The organism is Bacteriovorax sp. HI3 (assembly GCF_059738875.1).
On the sequence record NZ_AP026946.1, the window covers coordinates 3,421,418 to 3,437,310 of the forward strand.

Annotated in this window: 20 protein-coding genes; 11 read left to right on the forward strand and 9 right to left on the reverse strand. The window is 40.4% G+C overall.

Annotation, left to right across the window (positions count from 1 at the left end; translation table 11 throughout):
- The first annotated feature begins 37 nt into the window (after window positions 1-37).
- Together AC6JA8_RS16970 and AC6JA8_RS16975 are read left to right on the forward strand one after the other, a co-directional pair.
- Window positions 38-301: a PepSY domain-containing protein gene (locus AC6JA8_RS16970; protein WP_497974861.1), complete on the forward strand. Its 264-nt coding sequence runs from the start codon at window positions 38-40 to the stop codon at window positions 299-301.
- Window positions 301-816, forward strand: a complete 516-nt coding sequence (locus AC6JA8_RS16975; protein ID WP_497974862.1) for a cytochrome b/b6 domain-containing protein — start codon at window positions 301-303, stop codon at window positions 814-816. Before AC6JA8_RS16970 ends, AC6JA8_RS16975 begins: the two co-directional genes overlap by 1 nt.
- A 37-nt stretch (window positions 817-853) precedes the next feature.
- Here the strand turns inward: AC6JA8_RS16975 and AC6JA8_RS16980 are convergent, their stop codons facing one another.
- Both AC6JA8_RS16980 and AC6JA8_RS16985 read right to left on the reverse strand, forming a co-directional pair.
- The gene (locus AC6JA8_RS16980) at window positions 854-1,474 is read right to left on the reverse strand and encodes an outer membrane beta-barrel protein (RefSeq protein WP_497974863.1); all 621 of its coding nucleotides are present in this window, start codon (window positions 1,472-1,474) and stop codon (window positions 854-856) included.
- A gap of 86 nt (window positions 1,475-1,560) precedes the next feature.
- Window positions 1,561-3,636 (reverse strand): sensor histidine kinase, encoded by a 2,076-nt coding sequence (locus AC6JA8_RS16985; protein ID WP_497974864.1) that lies wholly within the window; start codon window positions 3,634-3,636, stop codon window positions 1,561-1,563.
- A gap of 368 nt (window positions 3,637-4,004) precedes the next feature.
- On the opposite strand from AC6JA8_RS16985, the gene AC6JA8_RS16990 reads away from it, so the two are divergent.
- Window positions 4,005-5,186: an MFS transporter gene (locus tag AC6JA8_RS16990; RefSeq protein ID WP_497974865.1), complete on the forward strand. Its 1,182-nt coding sequence runs from the start codon at window positions 4,005-4,007 to the stop codon at window positions 5,184-5,186.
- Here the strand turns inward: AC6JA8_RS16990 and AC6JA8_RS16995 are convergent.
- The 3 genes from AC6JA8_RS16995 to AC6JA8_RS17005 are packed head-to-tail and all read right to left on the reverse strand — an operon-like array spanning window position 5,183 to window position 6,492.
- On the reverse strand, window positions 5,183-5,521 hold the full coding sequence (locus AC6JA8_RS16995) for a phage holin family protein (protein ID WP_497974866.1): 339 nt from the start codon (window positions 5,519-5,521) through the stop codon (window positions 5,183-5,185). The two genes, AC6JA8_RS16990 and AC6JA8_RS16995, sit on opposite strands and share 4 nt — an antisense overlap.
- A gap of 9 nt (window positions 5,522-5,530) precedes the next feature.
- Window positions 5,531-6,019 carry an RrF2 family transcriptional regulator gene (locus AC6JA8_RS17000; protein ID WP_497974867.1) on the reverse strand — a complete coding sequence of 163 codons (489 nt, stop codon included), beginning with the start codon at window positions 6,017-6,019 and terminating at the stop codon, window positions 5,531-5,533.
- Window positions 6,016-6,492 (reverse strand): carboxymuconolactone decarboxylase family protein, encoded by a 477-nt coding sequence (locus AC6JA8_RS17005; RefSeq protein ID WP_497974868.1) that lies wholly within the window; start codon window positions 6,490-6,492, stop codon window positions 6,016-6,018. The genes AC6JA8_RS17000 and AC6JA8_RS17005 overlap by 4 nt, the downstream gene beginning before the upstream one ends.
- 180 nt (window positions 6,493-6,672) lie before the next feature.
- On the opposite strand from AC6JA8_RS17005, the gene AC6JA8_RS17010 reads away from it, so the two are divergent.
- The 5 genes from AC6JA8_RS17010 (at window position 6,673) to AC6JA8_RS17030 (ending at window position 10,785) form a co-directional block, all read left to right on the forward strand.
- Entirely contained in the window at window positions 6,673-7,497 is an 825-nt protein-coding gene (locus AC6JA8_RS17010) for a class I SAM-dependent methyltransferase (RefSeq protein WP_497974869.1), read from the forward strand.
- A gap of 75 nt (window positions 7,498-7,572) precedes the next feature.
- Window positions 7,573-8,985, forward strand: a complete 1,413-nt coding sequence (locus AC6JA8_RS17015) for a hypothetical protein (RefSeq protein WP_497974870.1) — start codon at window positions 7,573-7,575, stop codon at window positions 8,983-8,985.
- 52 nt (window positions 8,986-9,037) lie between these two features.
- Entirely contained in the window at window positions 9,038-9,592 is a 555-nt protein-coding gene (locus AC6JA8_RS17020; protein WP_497974871.1) for a hypothetical protein, read from the forward strand.
- A complete protein-coding gene (locus tag AC6JA8_RS17025) occupies window positions 9,592-10,023 on the forward strand; it encodes an EamA family transporter (RefSeq protein ID WP_497974872.1) in 432 nt (143 codons plus the stop codon). Before AC6JA8_RS17020 ends, AC6JA8_RS17025 begins: the two co-directional genes overlap by 1 nt.
- A 57-nt stretch (window positions 10,024-10,080) precedes the next feature.
- Window positions 10,081-10,785, forward strand: coding sequence for a glutathione S-transferase family protein (locus AC6JA8_RS17030; protein WP_497974873.1), 705 nt, complete (start codon window positions 10,081-10,083; stop codon window positions 10,783-10,785).
- Here the strand turns inward: AC6JA8_RS17030 and AC6JA8_RS17035 are convergent.
- Window positions 10,693-11,559 carry a DMT family transporter gene (locus AC6JA8_RS17035; RefSeq protein WP_497974874.1) on the reverse strand — a complete coding sequence of 289 codons (867 nt, stop codon included), beginning with the start codon at window positions 11,557-11,559 and terminating at the stop codon, window positions 10,693-10,695. The genes AC6JA8_RS17030 and AC6JA8_RS17035 overlap by 93 nt on opposite strands.
- 216 nt (window positions 11,560-11,775) lie before the next feature.
- On the opposite strand from AC6JA8_RS17035, the gene AC6JA8_RS17040 reads away from it, so the two are divergent.
- Entirely contained in the window at window positions 11,776-12,351 is a 576-nt protein-coding gene (locus tag AC6JA8_RS17040) for a hemerythrin domain-containing protein (RefSeq protein ID WP_497974875.1), read from the forward strand.
- A 140-nt stretch (window positions 12,352-12,491) separates the two neighbouring features.
- Complete coding sequence (locus AC6JA8_RS17045; protein WP_497974876.1) at window positions 12,492-13,235, forward strand: class I SAM-dependent methyltransferase; 744 nt, start codon at window positions 12,492-12,494, stop codon at window positions 13,233-13,235.
- Window positions 13,236-13,239: 4 nt separating this feature from the next.
- Here the strand turns inward: AC6JA8_RS17045 and AC6JA8_RS17050 are convergent, their stop codons facing one another.
- From AC6JA8_RS17050 to AC6JA8_RS17060, 3 genes are all read right to left on the reverse strand, one after another.
- Entirely contained in the window at window positions 13,240-13,650 is a 411-nt protein-coding gene (locus tag AC6JA8_RS17050) for a hypothetical protein (RefSeq protein ID WP_497974877.1), read from the reverse strand.
- A 1-nt stretch (window position 13,651) separates the two neighbouring features.
- Window positions 13,652-14,068, reverse strand: coding sequence for a DUF1761 domain-containing protein (locus AC6JA8_RS17055; RefSeq protein ID WP_497974878.1), 417 nt, complete (start codon window positions 14,066-14,068; stop codon window positions 13,652-13,654).
- A gap of 65 nt (window positions 14,069-14,133) precedes the next feature.
- Complete coding sequence (locus tag AC6JA8_RS17060; protein WP_497974879.1) at window positions 14,134-15,258, reverse strand: hypothetical protein; 1,125 nt, start codon at window positions 15,256-15,258, stop codon at window positions 14,134-14,136.
- A gap of 163 nt (window positions 15,259-15,421) precedes the next feature.
- On the opposite strand from AC6JA8_RS17060, the gene AC6JA8_RS17065 reads away from it, so the two are divergent.
- Window positions 15,422-15,883, forward strand: a complete 462-nt coding sequence (locus tag AC6JA8_RS17065; RefSeq protein WP_497974880.1) for a YehS family protein — start codon at window positions 15,422-15,424, stop codon at window positions 15,881-15,883.
- The last annotated feature ends 10 nt before the right edge of the window (window positions 15,884-15,893 follow it).

Sequence of the window (15,893 nt, forward strand, 5' to 3'; positions counted from 1 at the left end):
ATTGGATAAAATTTTGCTTTAACAACTAGGAGTTAATATGAAATTTTTAATCTCTTCACTTCTTATGATCGTTTCTGTTTCTGCTTTTGCTGGACCTGATTGTACAAAAGAGCCAAAAACAAAATGGCAGGATGAAAAAAAATTCCAGGAAAAATTAGTAGCTGATGGTTACAAAATCAAAGTTTTCAAAGTAACAAAAGGAAACTGTTACGAAATTTACGGATGGAACAAAGAAGGCAAAAAAGTAGAAATCTACTTCAGCCCAGTTGACGGTTCTAAAGTAAAAGAAGAAATCAACTAATGAGTTCTTCTCCAAAGATAGTCTGGCCTTATTACATAAGGCTTATTCACTGGATTATTGCACTTACAGTAGTTCTAAATATCTTTATCCTGGAGGAGGGCGATCCTCCTCACAGGATTTTAGGTTACATCGCTCTTGGCTTGGTGATTATCAGATTTTTTCTTGGGTTCATCAGCAAAAAGAAAAACCTCTTTCCAGCTCTTCCTTTAAAGTGGTCGGATATTAAAACTCATATTTCGTCACACTTCAACGGTTCACATGTTGATTACGAAGGCCACACCCCGTTGGCCTCAGTCGTTTACGTTTTAATTTGGATTTGCCTGATTGGACTCGCTATTAGCGGTTGGATGTTGGGGCTTGATGCCTTCTGGGGTGATGAAACTCTGGAAGAGATTCACGGTGCAATTTCTACAGGTCTTGAAGTCCTGGTGATTATTCATTTCATCGGCATTGCGCTTGATTCCTATTTCTGGAAACGCAAAACCTGGATGGCGATGATTAAAGGTTATAAATAGCGGACCCGTGAGTGGGGCCCGCTACTCATTCAAAGCTCTAGAAGTTAATTCCTAAATTTGCTCCGAAGCTTGAGTACTTCACCTTTAATTGTGGGTCGCCAGAACCCATTGTGTAGCGGTAATCAAGACCTAGTGAAAGTTCTTTCACGATCATATACTCCGCTCCCACTCCTGCATGATATCCGATATCAAGATAGTTGGTTGTGTTTGAAGGTGGTGAATTGACCATGAATGCAAGTCCTGCTGGAATAATCCACGGTCTGAATTTTCCCAATCCATCGAAGCGGTATTTTGGAGCAACGACAACTGCGAGCTCTGAAACGCTGACTTCTTTTTTGCTTGAATCACTGGCCACGACCACGTCAATGGCGTTGGCAACTTTCTTATTTGAGAATCTATTGTAATCAACAAAAATTTCTCCTAGAAGTGAGTTAGACTCAAAAAGTGGACAGTTCATTAACTTAATATCTAGACCGGCCCCTAGTCCATGACCGCTCTTATCATCATTCTTTCCATTGGCCCCACCAGTATCAGTAAAAGTTTGCCCCCCTCTGCTTGTATTCAGGTTAGAAAGTCCGTAACGGTAAAATACCTGACCTTCTGCAAAAGCATTTGTACTGATAATAGCTAACACGGCCAATAGACCTAATCTTTTCATCTCATTCTCCTTTGTTGAGTAATGAGAGTTTCGTCCTCAAACTATTTTTTGAGAATGTTTCAGATTAGATTAAAAAATGATTTTAATTAGTGAAATGAGTGCATAAAATCGCTTTTCGTTGCCCCGATGGGAAGGAGGAAATGAAAATTCGTTCCAACTCCCTTCTCGCTATCGACCCAGATTTTTCCATTGTGGGCCTCTACAATTCCCTTCGCGATAGCAAGCCCAAGACCTACCCCATGCTTTGATGAATGCTCTACTTGCCAGAAGCGATCGAAGATATGTGGGAGTTGATCTTCACTCATTCCTAATCCTGTATCTTCTATACTGAAAAGAACCTGATGATCGAGTCGACGTGCATGGACAATGATCCTGCCCCCTTTTTGCGTAAATTTAATTGCATTTCCAATGAGATTAGACAAAACCTGAAGAAAGCGATCCTTATCACATAAAATATGAGGAAGATCATCATCTATGTCATTTATGATTTTAATACTCTTTTCTTCCGCCAGAAGTCTCGCTGATTCAATGAACTCTTCCAAAATTGTCTTTGGGTCATGGTCCTTAAAATCAATGGCAAAAGTTCCGGCCTGGATTTTTGCAAAATCTAAAATGCGGGCAATCAGTCCCTGCATTAACTCACTTGAGCGCTTTATACGAATTGTGGCCTTATTTATTTTCTCTTTCGATTTCTCATCATAAAGATCAATTTTCTGAATGGCCTTTAAACTCATCATGATTACGGAGAGAGGATTTTGCAAATCATGCGACACCATGGCCAGAACATCCTCACGAATCCCAATTGCATCCCGCGCTTCTTTATATAAGCGGGCTTTATCAAGTGCTAGCGCCAAAGCATTAGCAAACTCTTCACAAAAAGGAAGTGCATTAACATCAAAGCGTCTTCCAGAGTCATTAAAACAGAGAGTGACAGCTCCCATTGATTTGCCTCTGGCGACAACAGGAACAGAAATAAAAGATTTAATCGCCAGTGCTGAATAAAGAGAACGATCTTTACTATCGGGAAAAGCTTCAACAAATTCCTCATCTGTTAAGTAAGAAACCACAATAGGTTTTCCTTCTATTAGTACTTCTTTGATAGATTGAAAATACTTGGAGTTTCTCGGGTAGCGTCTGATGAATTCCTCAAGGACAATGGCCTTGTCTGAATCCTTATGGGCCACAAACTCAAGATGCACATCCTCCTCCAGATTGGTGGTATAGAAAACACAACAATCTGCAAAATTTGGAATGAGAAGTTTTCCCAGTTTATTAGTGTCGAGCTCTAGTGACTCTGCCAGGATTCGGCTGACGTTGAGCTGAAACTTTTGCTCTGATTCATATTTCTTTTGTTCAGCAATGTCCTGATTTTGAACAAGAGCTCCTATTATCTGCCCATGCTCATCTTTTATAGGTGCAGCTGAATTCAAAATGACTCCATAGGTGCCATCAAATTTTTTAATTCTTAAAACTTCGTTAAGACAAATCTCTCCTTTCTCCAGAGCACGAACAGAGGCCCACTCATGGGATTCAATTTTTTTCCCCGTTTCATAAACCCAGCCCTGCAGTTCATTATAATTTTGAATTGGTATCTGCTTATCGCCACCCCAAATTTTAATCGCTGCCGGATTTTCAGAAAAGATATGCCCTTGCTTATCAATTAGCCAAACACCTATTGGTAAATTTTCTACCAGCAATTTAAAAAGTTTCTCGCTTTCTTTAAGGGCGATTTCAGCGCCTTGTTTTTCTACGACAAGATTGGTTACATCTTCCACCTGATTGATAATGTAAAGAACTTTACCTTCCATATCTAAAACAGGTGAATTCATCACCAGCCAGAAATGTGTTTCAAATTTATCAGTGTCATTCTTTATATCGTAGCGAAGAATATCCATTTTATCCGGTTTATTGATCTTCATGACTTTTTCAAAAGACTCTACTAATAATTTTCTCCCATGGGCTTCCATTTCATTGGGGTTTTCTGGGAATACATCAAAAACTCCTTTTCCGATAATCTCTTCTCTTTTAACTTTGCTTTGTTTCATGTAGGCATCGCTGGCAGCAACAATCGTGTAGCGAGGAGCATCGGGAAGAAAAACAAGAAACAATCCCGGACTCGATTCAAACAGTAAACGAAAGTCAGGTGTGCTTTGCGTATTCATCTGAGAATCCTTAAGAAAAAGTTAACAACATTCTTTGTCTCCCAAACTGAAAGGACATTTCGTCTTCCTTTTTGTCTTTTAACTGCATTTTGATGAGACATTTTTCCCTCTCAGTGATGAATTGAATACCTGTGTGAAAAATTGCAAAGCTCATACCAGCAATTTAATTTGAGAACGCAATCTCTTTTAACAAATGTCATTCTGAAAGAAATATGAAGGAAGAATTAAACTCGTGCAGTCATTTCGCAAAATATTTAAATAATAATCCCTGAGTTTAAATAAATTCCCCTGAGAATAGCGCTGTTTCATTCACAATCAATCAGTGTTATAATGAGTCCATTCTTTAAACTCACAAGCGATCTTTTAATATGAAAAATAATCAAGAAGAAACTCTCTCTCCCCTGGTCTTATGGCTGATGACCATTGCAACTGGTGTATGCGTGGCCAATCTCTATTACTGCCAGCCTCTTCTGCATCAAATGCAGGAAACATTTAATGTCACTCCAGGACAAATGGGGGCCATCCCCACTCTTACTCAACTTGGATATGCAGTTGGAATGCTCTTTCTTATTCCTCTTGGAGATCAGATTGAAAAAAGAAAACTTATTTTTGTTTCAACACTCATTTCTGCGCTGACATTAGTTGGTATGACTCTTTCACCAAATCTTTTAACGGCAACCATCATGAGTTTTCTCATCGGCGTAACGACAATGACTCCGCAGTTTATTATTCCTTTTGCTGTTCATCTCGCTCCTGCTGAAAAGCGTGGTCGGGTTTTAGGAATGGTTATGAGTGGTCTACTTCTGGGAATCCTTCTAGCCAGAACAGTTGCTGGTTTTGTTGGTGCTGAATACGGATGGAGATTTATGTTCGGCCTGGCCGCTGGTGTGCTCGTAGTTCTTGCTGTTATTTTAAGACTTGTTCTTCCTGCCAGTCAGCCGAGTTACCAGGGAAGCTACGTTAAACTTATTCATTCCGTTTGGACATTGGTTAAAGAACAACCAGTTCTTCGTGAGTCTATGCTTTTTGGTTCAATGCTCTTTGGTGCCTTCTCTGCTTTCTGGGCAACACTTATCTACTTAATGGAGTCACCTGCTTTTCATCTTGGTGCAAGGGCCGTTGGACTCTTTGGCCTCTTGGGAGCTGCTGGTGCATTAACAGCACCTATCATCGGGAGACTTTCAGATAAAAAGAGCCCACGCTCTGCGATTATGATTGGTTTTATTTTGATGGCCCTCTCTTTTATCCTTTATATGACTCTGGGACAAAACTCACTGATTGCTTTGGCCATTGGAGTACTTCTAATGGATATTGGACTTCAAGGGAGCCACGTCTCTAACCAAAGCCGTGTCTTCTCTTTAATCCCTGAAGCGCGCAGCAGATTAAACACTGCTTATATGTTCTCATACTTTCTAGGTGGAGCTCTCGGCTCATGGCTTGGTTCAATTTCCTGGGGACTCTACGGATGGACTGGAGTGTGTGCAAGTGCACTTCTCATGATCGCGATTGGTGCTCTTCCCTTTGCTTTAGAAAGAGCACGCAAAGCTTAAAAAATAACTAAATCAATTAAAATCTGAACGATGGTTAGGACGACGGACGCAATAATAGCCGTTGCCCAGCCATCAATTTTAAAGCTCGACATCAATCCTGCGGCCATTCGAAGAACAATAGCAATAATCACAAAAGTGAATAGCCCTAGAGTTAGAATATTGATTGGCAAAGTAAGGATAAAAAGAATTGGTTTTAGTATGGCATTTAATAAGCCAATAACCACACTGGCCACCATCGCTGATTTAAAATCCTTGATATCAAAGCCTTTAACTAATTTTGATGTAACTAAAAGGCCAACGGCTGAGAAAACCCAAACAAGCAAAACATGTAACATAGAACCTCTTTAAATTTTTTCCGCAAACCACTCTGCAGACTTTTCCAGAATTTTTTCATCGACACTGATTTGAATCTCTTTTGCCAGTTCTGAGAGTTTCTTTTTTCTTAAAACATCTCGCCAAGCATTGTCTGCTTCATACATGGCCCCGGCAATAGAACATACCGGAAGTTTCATTTTCTTTAATTTTGGCTCGCACGGATTATTGCGCCTGATTTCCTGACAATTGAAAGTATTTTGTCTTCCTTCAACGGCCTCTACGACCTCAAGCATATTGATTTTATCGGCAGCTCTCGCCAGTGAATAACCGCCCTTAGGCCCAAGCGATGTGTGAACCAGCCCTGCAGCCGCAAGCGATTGCAGAGCTTTTGATAAATACTCTTTCGGCACCCCGTGAAATTCAGCGAGGTATTTAGCAGGCACCTGCACGCCTTCTGGCATTCCCGCCAGGATCATCATGCAATGAAGTGCCCATTCTACTTGGTTTCCTAAAATCATAGTCCTGCTTTGTCGAGACCGTAAATTTTATCTAACGATCCAGGTGTTGACCTGAATGTGGCCCCAAATCTGTTCCATAAGTTAATCATGGCGACAGCAAGTGTTAAATCAACAATTTCTTTTTCTGAGAAAAATTCTCTCGTCTTTTGATAAAGATCATCACTTACATGCGCCTGGTTTAATTTTGTCACAGCTTCTGTCCAAGCGAAAGCTGCTTTTTCTTTATCATCAAAAAGAGGTGACTCTTCCCAAGCTGCCAGGTGATGAAGGCGCAGTTCCCTCTCTCCGTCAATTTTTGCTTCTTTCACATGCATATCAACACAGAAAGTACAGTTGTTAATTTGTGAAGCTCTTAATTTCACCAGGTGAATAAGCTTTTTATCAAGGCTTGAATTCTTAATCATGGCCTCTACTTCACCAAATTTGTTAAAGGCATCCGGGTTATGTTGGAAATAGTTAAGACGAGCTTTCATGGGTCCTCCTTTTTAATTATGGATATATTTTATCCGTAATCAGAACTATTGTCAAAGGTGGGACAAGTTGCCGCTTTTTTTAGCTTTAATGTTGGAGCTGTTCTAAAAAAATCTCACACTCATAGTACTTTCGTGCAAAATCATTATATAGTTAAGCCTACAAATTTCCGTGAGGTTTCTATGTCTAATCAAGTTAATCCCCTATCCCAAGCGGAGTCCTGGAGCAGAGTTGCTGAAGGTTATGCTGAGATGGCCGATTGGGTTATGTCGCCTTTTGCAAAAAAAGCGATTGAAATATCTAACATTACACCTGCCTCAAGAGTTCTGGATGTTGCTTGTGGAAGTGGTATTTTAACTTGCATGCTCTCTAATCAGGTTAAAGAAATTCACGCACTAGATTTCTCTCATGACATGCTTAATGAACTAAAAAAACGTTTGTTAAAAAGAGAGCTCTTTAATGTTGAGACACTCAAGGCCGATGGACAAAACCTGCCTTTTGATGACAACCAATTTGATCATGCTTTCTCTCTTTTTGGACTTATGTTCTTCCCCGATCGCATTAAGGGCTTTAAAGAACTTCACCGCGTACTAAGGCCTGGAAGTGCCGCCATAGTTTCAAGCTGGGCACCTCTTGAAAAATCAACGTTAATGCAAACAACTGGGGCCGCAATTAATTCTGCACTTCCCGATGCTCCTTCACCAAGAGCAAACTCTCGCTCATTAGAAAACCCGGAAATCTTTAAAGCAGAAATGGAAGAGGCCGGTTTTGAAAATGTTCTGATTCAAGAATGTGCAATGAATTTACCAGCGATCTCGCCTAAAATGTTTTGGAAACTAATGTCTGAAGGTGGTGCTCCGATTGCTTTACTGCAAAGTAAATACAGTGCTGACGAGTGGCATATGATCTCGACTAAAATCATGAACTATCTTCATGAGACGTACAAAGAATCTCCAATACAGCTGATGACCACTGCTTACTTTGGTATCGGTATCAAGAAATCCTAAAGTGGTTCTTCTTTTGCAGAATGAATTTTGTTTTCAACATAAGTTGAAAGATTTCATTTTAAAAAAGAGGATAATATGCAAAAAACTTTTCGAAGCTTTTTACTCTGCTTCTCACTTCTCTTTTTTACCCATAATCTGCTGGCCTCTGATCTTTGGGTAAAAACCTCAGGAGATATAAGGCACTTTGTGAGTTTAGACACTGACGAAGGAATCATTGTTAAACACTATGTCCAAGAAAAAGGAGACTACCAGGATTTAATCTCCAGTAATGAATTTAGTACAATGTTGGATGCTAAAAATTTTATCAAACAGACTTATCCACAATACCACCCTATTAAAAAACTTTCTGACTGGAGCATTGACACAACTGCTTCAGACAAAAAGAACAGCAACCTGTGGGTAGCGACTAATCAATGGAGCGATTACTGGGAAGAAAGATACGCTCAATGGCTACAGTCTGAAATAACCTCCGACTTCTATATGAAATACAATATCCCCACAGATTGTGCAGATGCACTCATTGGTTACCGCTGGATTTTTGCCCGCATCAACTCTCTTCCTGTGGCAAATACGGTTTCTGATACCGGTTCTTTGTTTGGACATTTTTCGATGAGAAAGCAGTGGGAAAATCTTCCAACTTCTGCCAACTGGTATGATGATCAATTATTTCTTGCAGCATTAAATTATGTCATGGACATGACCAGCACCAGAACAGTGATGGCCACTGATGGTTTTCCCGTTGCAGTCACGAGAAAAGGTTTGCAAGCGGGAACATTTATTGTCAGCCAAACTAATGGTTCAGGTCACATGAGAACAATTACAGAAAATTACTTTGATGACCCTTCACAACTTCCTCTCTTCACACATTCATCAACAGCGCCAAGAGAAGTCAGACCTCTTTATAGAGAAGCATTTGTGGATCAAGCCTGGCCGATAAGAGGGACGCGAGAAATACTCGCCTTTCGCTGGCCAGTTGTCTCACGAAACTCATGGACACTTACACCTAAACAAAATGATCCTCGCTACTCTACAGAGCAGTTTGATCAAGGCCTTCAGGGAAAATATTATTCTTTCATCCAGTTTGTTATCAGCCGAGTAAAACCCAACTACGACCCATTTAGTTTAATTGATACAGGAATTATCGATCTGGTGAATTACACTAATATGAGAGTCAAAATCGTCCGCGATGGATATGAATTTTGCCGCTCTCACAATTGCAATCCAGGAACACAAGGTTACGAAGACTGGAGCACACCTAACCGCGATTCAAAATACGTTATTAAGTTTGCCGAAATTGAAGACCTGGTTAAGGCCTTTGATCCCATGTACCCAGGTCTTATGCAGCACTGGCAAGATGCACTGGATGGCACCGTGCTCGATATTGAGGGGTACTCATTATCTCTGGCAAGATTGAGAAATATTTTTGAGAAAAAGCTCGCCAGCTACAATCCCAAAGATTCCATTTTAAGGCGCTGGGGTTTACAATAGCATTTCAATCGGAGCAGTCCTCGTGACTGCTCTTTTTTTTTACAGGCCAGCTATGAAGAAATTAATCGCCCTTTGTTTTTTATTGTCGACTCAAGTTTTTGCTGGAGACTACATTGATCTTCCTGTTTCAACATTTGAATCAAAGGCCGAAGGCATCTATGATCGTATCAATGATATTATCAATAATCCTGAGCCTGTTTTAGTTCGCTACAAACCAGTGGGAATGAAAATTAAGGATAAGGTCATCAATAAAAACCAAATTCAATTTTGGGCGACAAAAGAAGTCCTAGGTATCTCAAAAACTGTTTTATACAAGGGCACGCTGGATATTTCATATGTCGATTCTCAGCCTGCTCAAAAATGTTTTAAGGCCTTTTTGGATTTCAACGGTTCGGGGGATTTGATTATTGAAAATATCGAAAACCTGGAGATGATTTTTTGCACGAAAGAAAAAGGACCTGATCATTTAATTGCTACTGTAAAATCTAAAATGAAAAAAGGACAAGGTTATGGCGGGGTGATTGGTCCAATCGCTAAAAATTTAATCGCTGATCAAGTCGCTCCTATTATCACTTCTATTAAAGAAGAAATCGAAAAGGATAACTAATGTCTCAGCCGTGGTTGATTTTCGCTCTTGGTTCAGCTTTTTTTGCTGGCTTAACCGCCCTCTTTGGAAAGATGGGAGTGGAAAACGTCAATTCCAACATGGCCACTTTTGTTCGTACAATCGTCATTCTTTTTGTTTCTGCTTCTATCATCACGATGAATTCAGAGTGGCAGCGAGTTGATAAATTTTCTTCACGCACTATTATCTTTTTAGTTCTCTCTGGTATCGCAACAGGATTGTCCTGGTTATGCTACTACCGCGCTCTTCAACTCGGGCACGTGGCGCAGGTCGCTTCAGTTGACAAGCTTAGTGTTGCATTTGCCATTGTTCTCTCTTCTCTCATTTTAGGAGAAAATCTAACATGGCAAACTGCACTTGGATGTCTCTTGATCATTAGTGGATCAATCGTTATCGCTCTTCCAAAATTCTAAACTTTAACTTTTCTTATGGAGGCTTCTTTGCAGTACAGATAGCAAAAGGAGTCTACCATGATAAAATTTTATCACTCACCTCACTCGCGTTCGACCGGCACTTTATGGCTTTTAGAAGAGTTAGAAATTCCTTATGAACTAGAGCTGATAAATATCAATGCCCCGGGTGGTGCACCTGAGGCTTACCGAACTATTCAGCCGAACAAAAAAGTCCCGGCCATTATCCACGATGGGATTATTATCACCGAGCGAGCGGCCATCACCACTTACTTATGCGATGCTTTTCCCGATAACGATATTGCTCCTCAAGTGGGAGATTTAAGACGTGGACCTTATCTTTCAATGTTAGTTTATTGTGATGCAGTCCTCGATCCTGTCATCGCAGCTCAAGCGCATCAATGGGAATACAAATCAAATGAATTTTCGTTCGGTCTCTTTGATGACATGATTGAGTATTTAGACCAAAAACTCATTCATCATCCCTACGCAACAGGAAGCGATTTTACAGCGGCCGATGTGCAACTAGGAATAATGCTTTATTGGGCGATTAAAATTTTTCCAGTAATGCCAGAGAAAGAATCTTTTATGCGCTATCTTGATCGCCTAAGTGAAAGACCTGCTTTTATTCGCGCTTTGAAAAAAGATCAGGAGCTGGCAAAAAATCCACGCTCAACGACTGCTCACTTTCCTTATAACAAACCAGGTCCCCGCCAGAATCAAGACAGTCCCCATGATCATATGTACGGTGATGGATTCTCTTAGGAAAAGTGCTCCCCAGATCATTCCAAAGACCGGCATAAGAAAAGTCACAGTTAAGGCCTTTGCCGGTCCGACATCAGCGATCAATTGATAATAAAGCAAATAGGCCACAGCACTACAAAGAAGAGCAATGCCTAAAACATTAAGAACAATACTTAAACTCACGCTCTCCGGAAGTGGCTGACTTAGCGAAAGCGGAATAAGAATAAGTCCGGCAAACAGCTGACATCCACCAGCAAAAGAAAGTGGCTTAATATGGGAAGCACATTTTTTTATATAAATGCCAGCAATAGCATAACAACTGGCCGCAACTAAGCATGCAACAATAGCAGGAAATGCATTGTTACTAATTTGATTTGTTCCTAAGTCAACAACCAGAGCGACTCCCGCACTCGCCAAAATAAGACCAATTATTTTTGACCAGGTCATTTCGTCTTTTAACCAAAGCCACGAAAAGATCACGCCAAACATGGGCGAAGTAGAATTGAGAATCACTTCATAAGAAGCAGGAAGATAAAGTGCACCATAAGCAAACAAAGTAAAAGGGATGGCCGAGTTGATGACCCCAATTATTAAATAATGCTTCCAATTTTTTTTCCATTCCAGGTCAAAGCCTTTTGCTGCAAAATAAAGACACAGCACTAATCCACCAATAAAAAGTCTTAAGTTAGTCGTAAGAAAAGGGCCTAAGACTGGTGCAAGAATTCTCAAAAAAATAAATGAGCCTCCCCAAATGGCGGCGAGGGTAAAAAGGCGAATCAGATCAATTGTTTTCATAACTAGAGATGTTAATAGATTTTCTCCAGTTCCACAGCAGAATATTCCTAAGCATTCAACTTTTTCCCCATTCGAGTTCACTATTGAGTCCATTTTTTCCCCGAAACAAAACGTGGAGTCATGAAAAATTCGTCACCCTTCATTGGTTTTAAATTTGCAACATTCGATTGTGAATAGAACTTTAGGACAGGGTTCAGCTAAAACAAAGGATTTTTCATGGTCAATGCATTAGAGACTCTTAAGCATCTAAGACAATCTCTGAACGATGAAGATGACGACACAAACGTTATTCATATTATGGAAAATCATCACAAGTACCTTAAAGAGTATATTAATATGCTCAATGACAACGATACCGCTCTTGAAGATAGGCAAGCTTTAACATCGCTTTTTCTTTGCATTTTTCAAATGCACGCACACGCGGAAGGAGATTCTTTCTATCCGGCCCTCAGAGAGGCTTCAAGTCATGAAGTGAGACTTTTGGGGATAAAGGGACAGGATGAACATGAGATTGCGTTTGAAATAGTCGATGAAATTAAAAGTATGGATTACAAACGTTATTGGTCAGATGACATTGATGCAAAAATTAGAGTGTTAACGGGGTTAATTAAATCCCATATTAAAGAAGAAGAAAGTATGGTTTACCCAATCGCTAAACGCTCCCTAAGTGAGAAACGATTGGTGAATTTAACTAATGAATATCTTGAGAAATGTTTAATGTACCTGGATATGGAGATGGAAAACGGTCCGTCGGACGTATCAAGAAGTGATGTGATAACGTTCTTTTATTGAGCGTAAATTATCAATAGAACATTGACCCGCAGAGACCCGGTGGCCGCCCCACCGGGTTTTTGTGATTTAGGGGTCATAAAAATATTACCTGCCCTAAGAAACTAACTGGATTCTGTTGTATAAAGACGAGGATGACGAATATGATTAACGACCTACAATTTGCTTATCTAAAGAAAAAATATCACATTGATACAAGCGCACCGGCATCTGAAAACCGTCTGACTTTAGATAAGATTTTCGTCGATGATTTCCCTTCAAAAATCAAAGATAAATTCGTCGTTGATTTTGGCTGTGGCCTAGGTGGAGACACCGAAGCGATGGCCCAATGGGGTGCTAAACTTTCTCTAGGTCTTGAAATCAGACCAGAGCTAGTGGCAGACAACTTAGAACGTATTCAACTTCCAAACTGCACTTTTGCGACGACTCTCCCTGAAAATCTTCAATCGCAGGCAGACTTAATTATTTCTATTGATGCTTTCGAACACTTCGATCGGCCAGCAGAAATGTTAAAAATCATGTACAGCTGTCTTCGCCCTGGTGGTGAAGCTTATATTAGCTTTGGTCCAACTTGGTATCACCCGCACGGAGGACACGCCTTCTCTGTCTTCCCATGGGCGCATTTGCTTTTCACTGAAAAGGCCCTGATTCGCTGGAGAAACCAGTTCTATCATGACGGTGCGACGAAGTTTAATGAAGTGGCCGGTGGACTTAACCAGCTTTCAATTGCTGATTTTGAAAAGATCTTTAATGAAAGTCCATTTGAAATCGTCGAGCTTAACTGCAAACCAATCAAAGGGAAAAAGTGGCTACAAAAACTCCTGGGTAGAGAATTTACTACCAGTATGGTGCTTGTACGCTTAAGAAAGCCACTGGCAATCCACTAAAAATTTATTCTTTTTTACCTTGAGAATTGATGTAGTCTTTCCACTCTTGTTGGATTTTTGCATCACTTTTTTGCAGCTCTGTTTGAAGCTTTGCCTGAAGGTCTACTAATTCCTTTCTGTCTGCATCGCTAAGCTCATTATCTTTTGTCAGGTCGACAACTTTATTAAGAAATTCGTAATAGGCATTGCATTCTTCACCGACAGCATCGCACGGGATGGCCCTGGTCGCCTCTACTCCATCGGCCATATAGTTCATGACTTTCACATCTGGTTCATTCATCAGTTTATTGACGACTTCATTAATCTGCACGACTTGCTTAGAGTACTGGCCAATAGTGACAGCTGGTTTCTCTGGTGTCTTAGAACATGAATACAACGAAAGAGTCACAAGTGATAAAAGTAGAACGCTTTTCATACTATCTCCAAATGGCAAGGATCACGCCCATCATTGACACTCCCACAAGTGGATAAGAGATATTAATGAAAGCAAGCTTAATAGGTTTCATAAAAAAATAATGGTTCGGGAGCATTGTCGTCAAAGAAAATCCCAGCCAACATAAAAAGCCGAGTTTTAAACCCTCTAATGCCGTCGTAGCCCCTGTTGTAATAATAAAATAGCTCAATACCAATGCCATGATGATGTAAGAGATAAACGAGGCAAAATAACCGTGAGTCACAGCATTTTGAGATTCGTGTTCACTCATTTTGTCAGGATTTAATCCCATCAGCTTCATCCATGGCCTGCTAAAAAGAAAAGCATACCACAAAAAGCCCAGCACCATATTGAGCACGGCACAAACAAGGATAGCGGAAAAATTGAATTGTAAAAACATAAAATCTCCCGTGAGGGCATAACCCTCAGGGAGATTCTAAATCAGATATGATTAGTTAGAAAGTCTTAAATACTAACTGCGCCTTCGAATGTACAAGCTGGTTTATTGCTTACACCTGCGTTGCCACAAGCCAGGTAGTCAACGATATCAGGGTTCGTTCTTAGCGATGTTCCAATGCGGAAGTCACCAGACGGGTGGATACCTTCATCACCAGTTCCACATAGATTTGCCCAGCTGCTTACTAGAAGTGCATCTGTTTCAGCAAAAGAGTAGTTTTGTGATCTCGCGTGAATGTTTAGAGCTTTCATACCCCAAGCATCAGCAATCAACTCACCAGCGTGGCTTGTTACAACTTTCATGTTACACGCAGCTGGGTCTTTTTCATTCTTCTTACAGAATTTTTTATCGTCGTCTGTCTTGTTGAATTTATCAACATAGTTATCCGCTAAACATCCCATGAATGGTTTGTATAGTTCGTTACCAAGCTTGCTGTTATCTAAGTGGTGACCCATTTCGTGAGAGATAGCAAGAAGGATGCTGTTAAATCTCTCTCTCATATCCGGCTCCTGGCTCATCGTGATCAGGAATCCTGGACAGATTAAAACGTATTTGTCGTTTCCTAATGTTGTAGCAAAAGCATTTGCCACCATACCATCAGATCCACATGCATTGTTTAGAAGTTGCGCTAGAATGTTATCTTCCATTCCTGTTCTCTCAAGGAAGTCACCAAAGTTACCAACGATAATTTGGTCGATAATTCCTGACATAACAATCTTCGTTGTATTGTCAAAGCGGCTTTCTGAAATTCCACGCTTCATGTATGACTTAAGAAGATTTACGTTAGCTGGATCTGTAACAACTGTTTCGATACCAACTACACGTTTCTTCGCTGCACGCATAATTTCCTGGTTTCTAATCTTGTATGACTGGATAGCACGTTTAATGAAGTGAAATTTAGAAATCTTTTTCTTCATTTCTTCAATTCTTGGCTCAGAAGCTTTTGAAGCTTCTGCTGCAATTTCGCCTTTTAGTTTATTGATATAAATGTCTCTCTGAGCTCTTTGAGCTTGAGTTTCAGTACAGATCTTTTTTAGAGGATCAGCACAGACTGTTGATTCTTGAGAAAAGGCAGAAAAGCTAAAAGCAGCTGCCGAAAGCGCGCAAGCGAGAACTAAAGATTTAGACTTCATAACGACTCCGTTTGGGGGTGAAGGGTTCGCGTACAATTTTAGGTATTCTGTCACTTCCAGAAATTTCCTCAAGTTACGCTGTAAAAAGGTAATGACTTGTCTAAAAAGTAGTCACTTTTTGGAGTAAAACCCATTATAATCACGAAAAAAGGAAGACCATACTATGACCCCAAACGATTACCTAAGAAGCCTGCGCTACCTACTCGATATCAGCGACTATAAAGTCGTGGAGATCATCAAACTCTCTGGCCCAACGGTGCCATTAGAAGAAGTGCGCGCTTATTTTAAAGACGAAGAAGACCCGGGCTACATCAAATGTAGCGATGAAGTGATTGCTCACTTTTTAGATGGCATGGTTTATTACAAGCGTGGAAAAGACGAGAGCAAAACTCCTCCACCTTTTGAACTGCCCGTTACTAACAATGTCGTTTTAAAGAAAGTTAAGGTGGCCTTTGCCCTAAAAGAAGAAGATATGCACGATGCTATGTCCCGAGCTGGCTTTAAAGTTGGCCGCTCTGAATTCAGTGCTCTTCTTCGCAAGAAAGGTCATGAAAACTACCGCGAATGCGGTGACCAATTCCTCAGAAACTTCTTAAAAGGTTTGACACTAAAAGAGCGCGGATAGAAAATTTTTC

Coding starts and splice junctions, on each gene's coding strand:
- AC6JA8_RS17015 (WP_497974870.1), top strand. CDS start 7,573: ATGCAAAAAACTTTTCGAAGCTTTTTACTCTGCTTCTCACTTCTCTTT.
- AC6JA8_RS17060 (WP_497974879.1), bottom strand. CDS start 15,258: ATGAAGTCTAAATCTTTAGTTCTCGCTTGCGCGCTTTCGGCAGCTGCT.
- AC6JA8_RS17065 (WP_497974880.1), top strand. CDS start 15,422: ATGACCCCAAACGATTACCTAAGAAGCCTGCGCTACCTACTCGATATC.
- AC6JA8_RS17035 (WP_497974874.1), bottom strand. CDS start 11,559: ATGAAAACAATTGATCTGATTCGCCTTTTTACCCTCGCCGCCATTTGG.
- AC6JA8_RS16990 (WP_497974865.1), top strand. CDS start 4,005: ATGAAAAATAATCAAGAAGAAACTCTCTCTCCCCTGGTCTTATGGCTG.
- AC6JA8_RS17025 (WP_497974872.1), top strand. CDS start 9,592: ATGTCTCAGCCGTGGTTGATTTTCGCTCTTGGTTCAGCTTTTTTTGCT.
- AC6JA8_RS17020 (WP_497974871.1), top strand. CDS start 9,038: ATGAAGAAATTAATCGCCCTTTGTTTTTTATTGTCGACTCAAGTTTTT.
- AC6JA8_RS17010 (WP_497974869.1), top strand. CDS start 6,673: ATGTCTAATCAAGTTAATCCCCTATCCCAAGCGGAGTCCTGGAGCAGA.
- AC6JA8_RS16970 (WP_497974861.1), top strand. CDS start 38: ATGAAATTTTTAATCTCTTCACTTCTTATGATCGTTTCTGTTTCTGCT.
- AC6JA8_RS17030 (WP_497974873.1), top strand. CDS start 10,081: ATGATAAAATTTTATCACTCACCTCACTCGCGTTCGACCGGCACTTTA.
- AC6JA8_RS16980 (WP_497974863.1), bottom strand. CDS start 1,474: ATGAAAAGATTAGGTCTATTGGCCGTGTTAGCTATTATCAGTACAAAT.
- AC6JA8_RS17055 (WP_497974878.1), bottom strand. CDS start 14,068: ATGTTTTTACAATTCAATTTTTCCGCTATCCTTGTTTGTGCCGTGCTC.
- AC6JA8_RS16995 (WP_497974866.1), bottom strand. CDS start 5,521: ATGTTACATGTTTTGCTTGTTTGGGTTTTCTCAGCCGTTGGCCTTTTA.
- AC6JA8_RS17040 (WP_497974875.1), top strand. CDS start 11,776: ATGGTCAATGCATTAGAGACTCTTAAGCATCTAAGACAATCTCTGAAC.
- AC6JA8_RS16975 (WP_497974862.1), top strand. CDS start 301: ATGAGTTCTTCTCCAAAGATAGTCTGGCCTTATTACATAAGGCTTATT.
- AC6JA8_RS17045 (WP_497974876.1), top strand. CDS start 12,492: ATGATTAACGACCTACAATTTGCTTATCTAAAGAAAAAATATCACATT.
- AC6JA8_RS16985 (WP_497974864.1), bottom strand. CDS start 3,636: ATGAATACGCAAAGCACACCTGACTTTCGTTTACTGTTTGAATCGAGT.
- AC6JA8_RS17005 (WP_497974868.1), bottom strand. CDS start 6,492: ATGAAAGCTCGTCTTAACTATTTCCAACATAACCCGGATGCCTTTAAC.
- AC6JA8_RS17000 (WP_497974867.1), bottom strand. CDS start 6,019: ATGATTTTAGGAAACCAAGTAGAATGGGCACTTCATTGCATGATGATC.
- AC6JA8_RS17050 (WP_497974877.1), bottom strand. CDS start 13,650: ATGAAAAGCGTTCTACTTTTATCACTTGTGACTCTTTCGTTGTATTCA.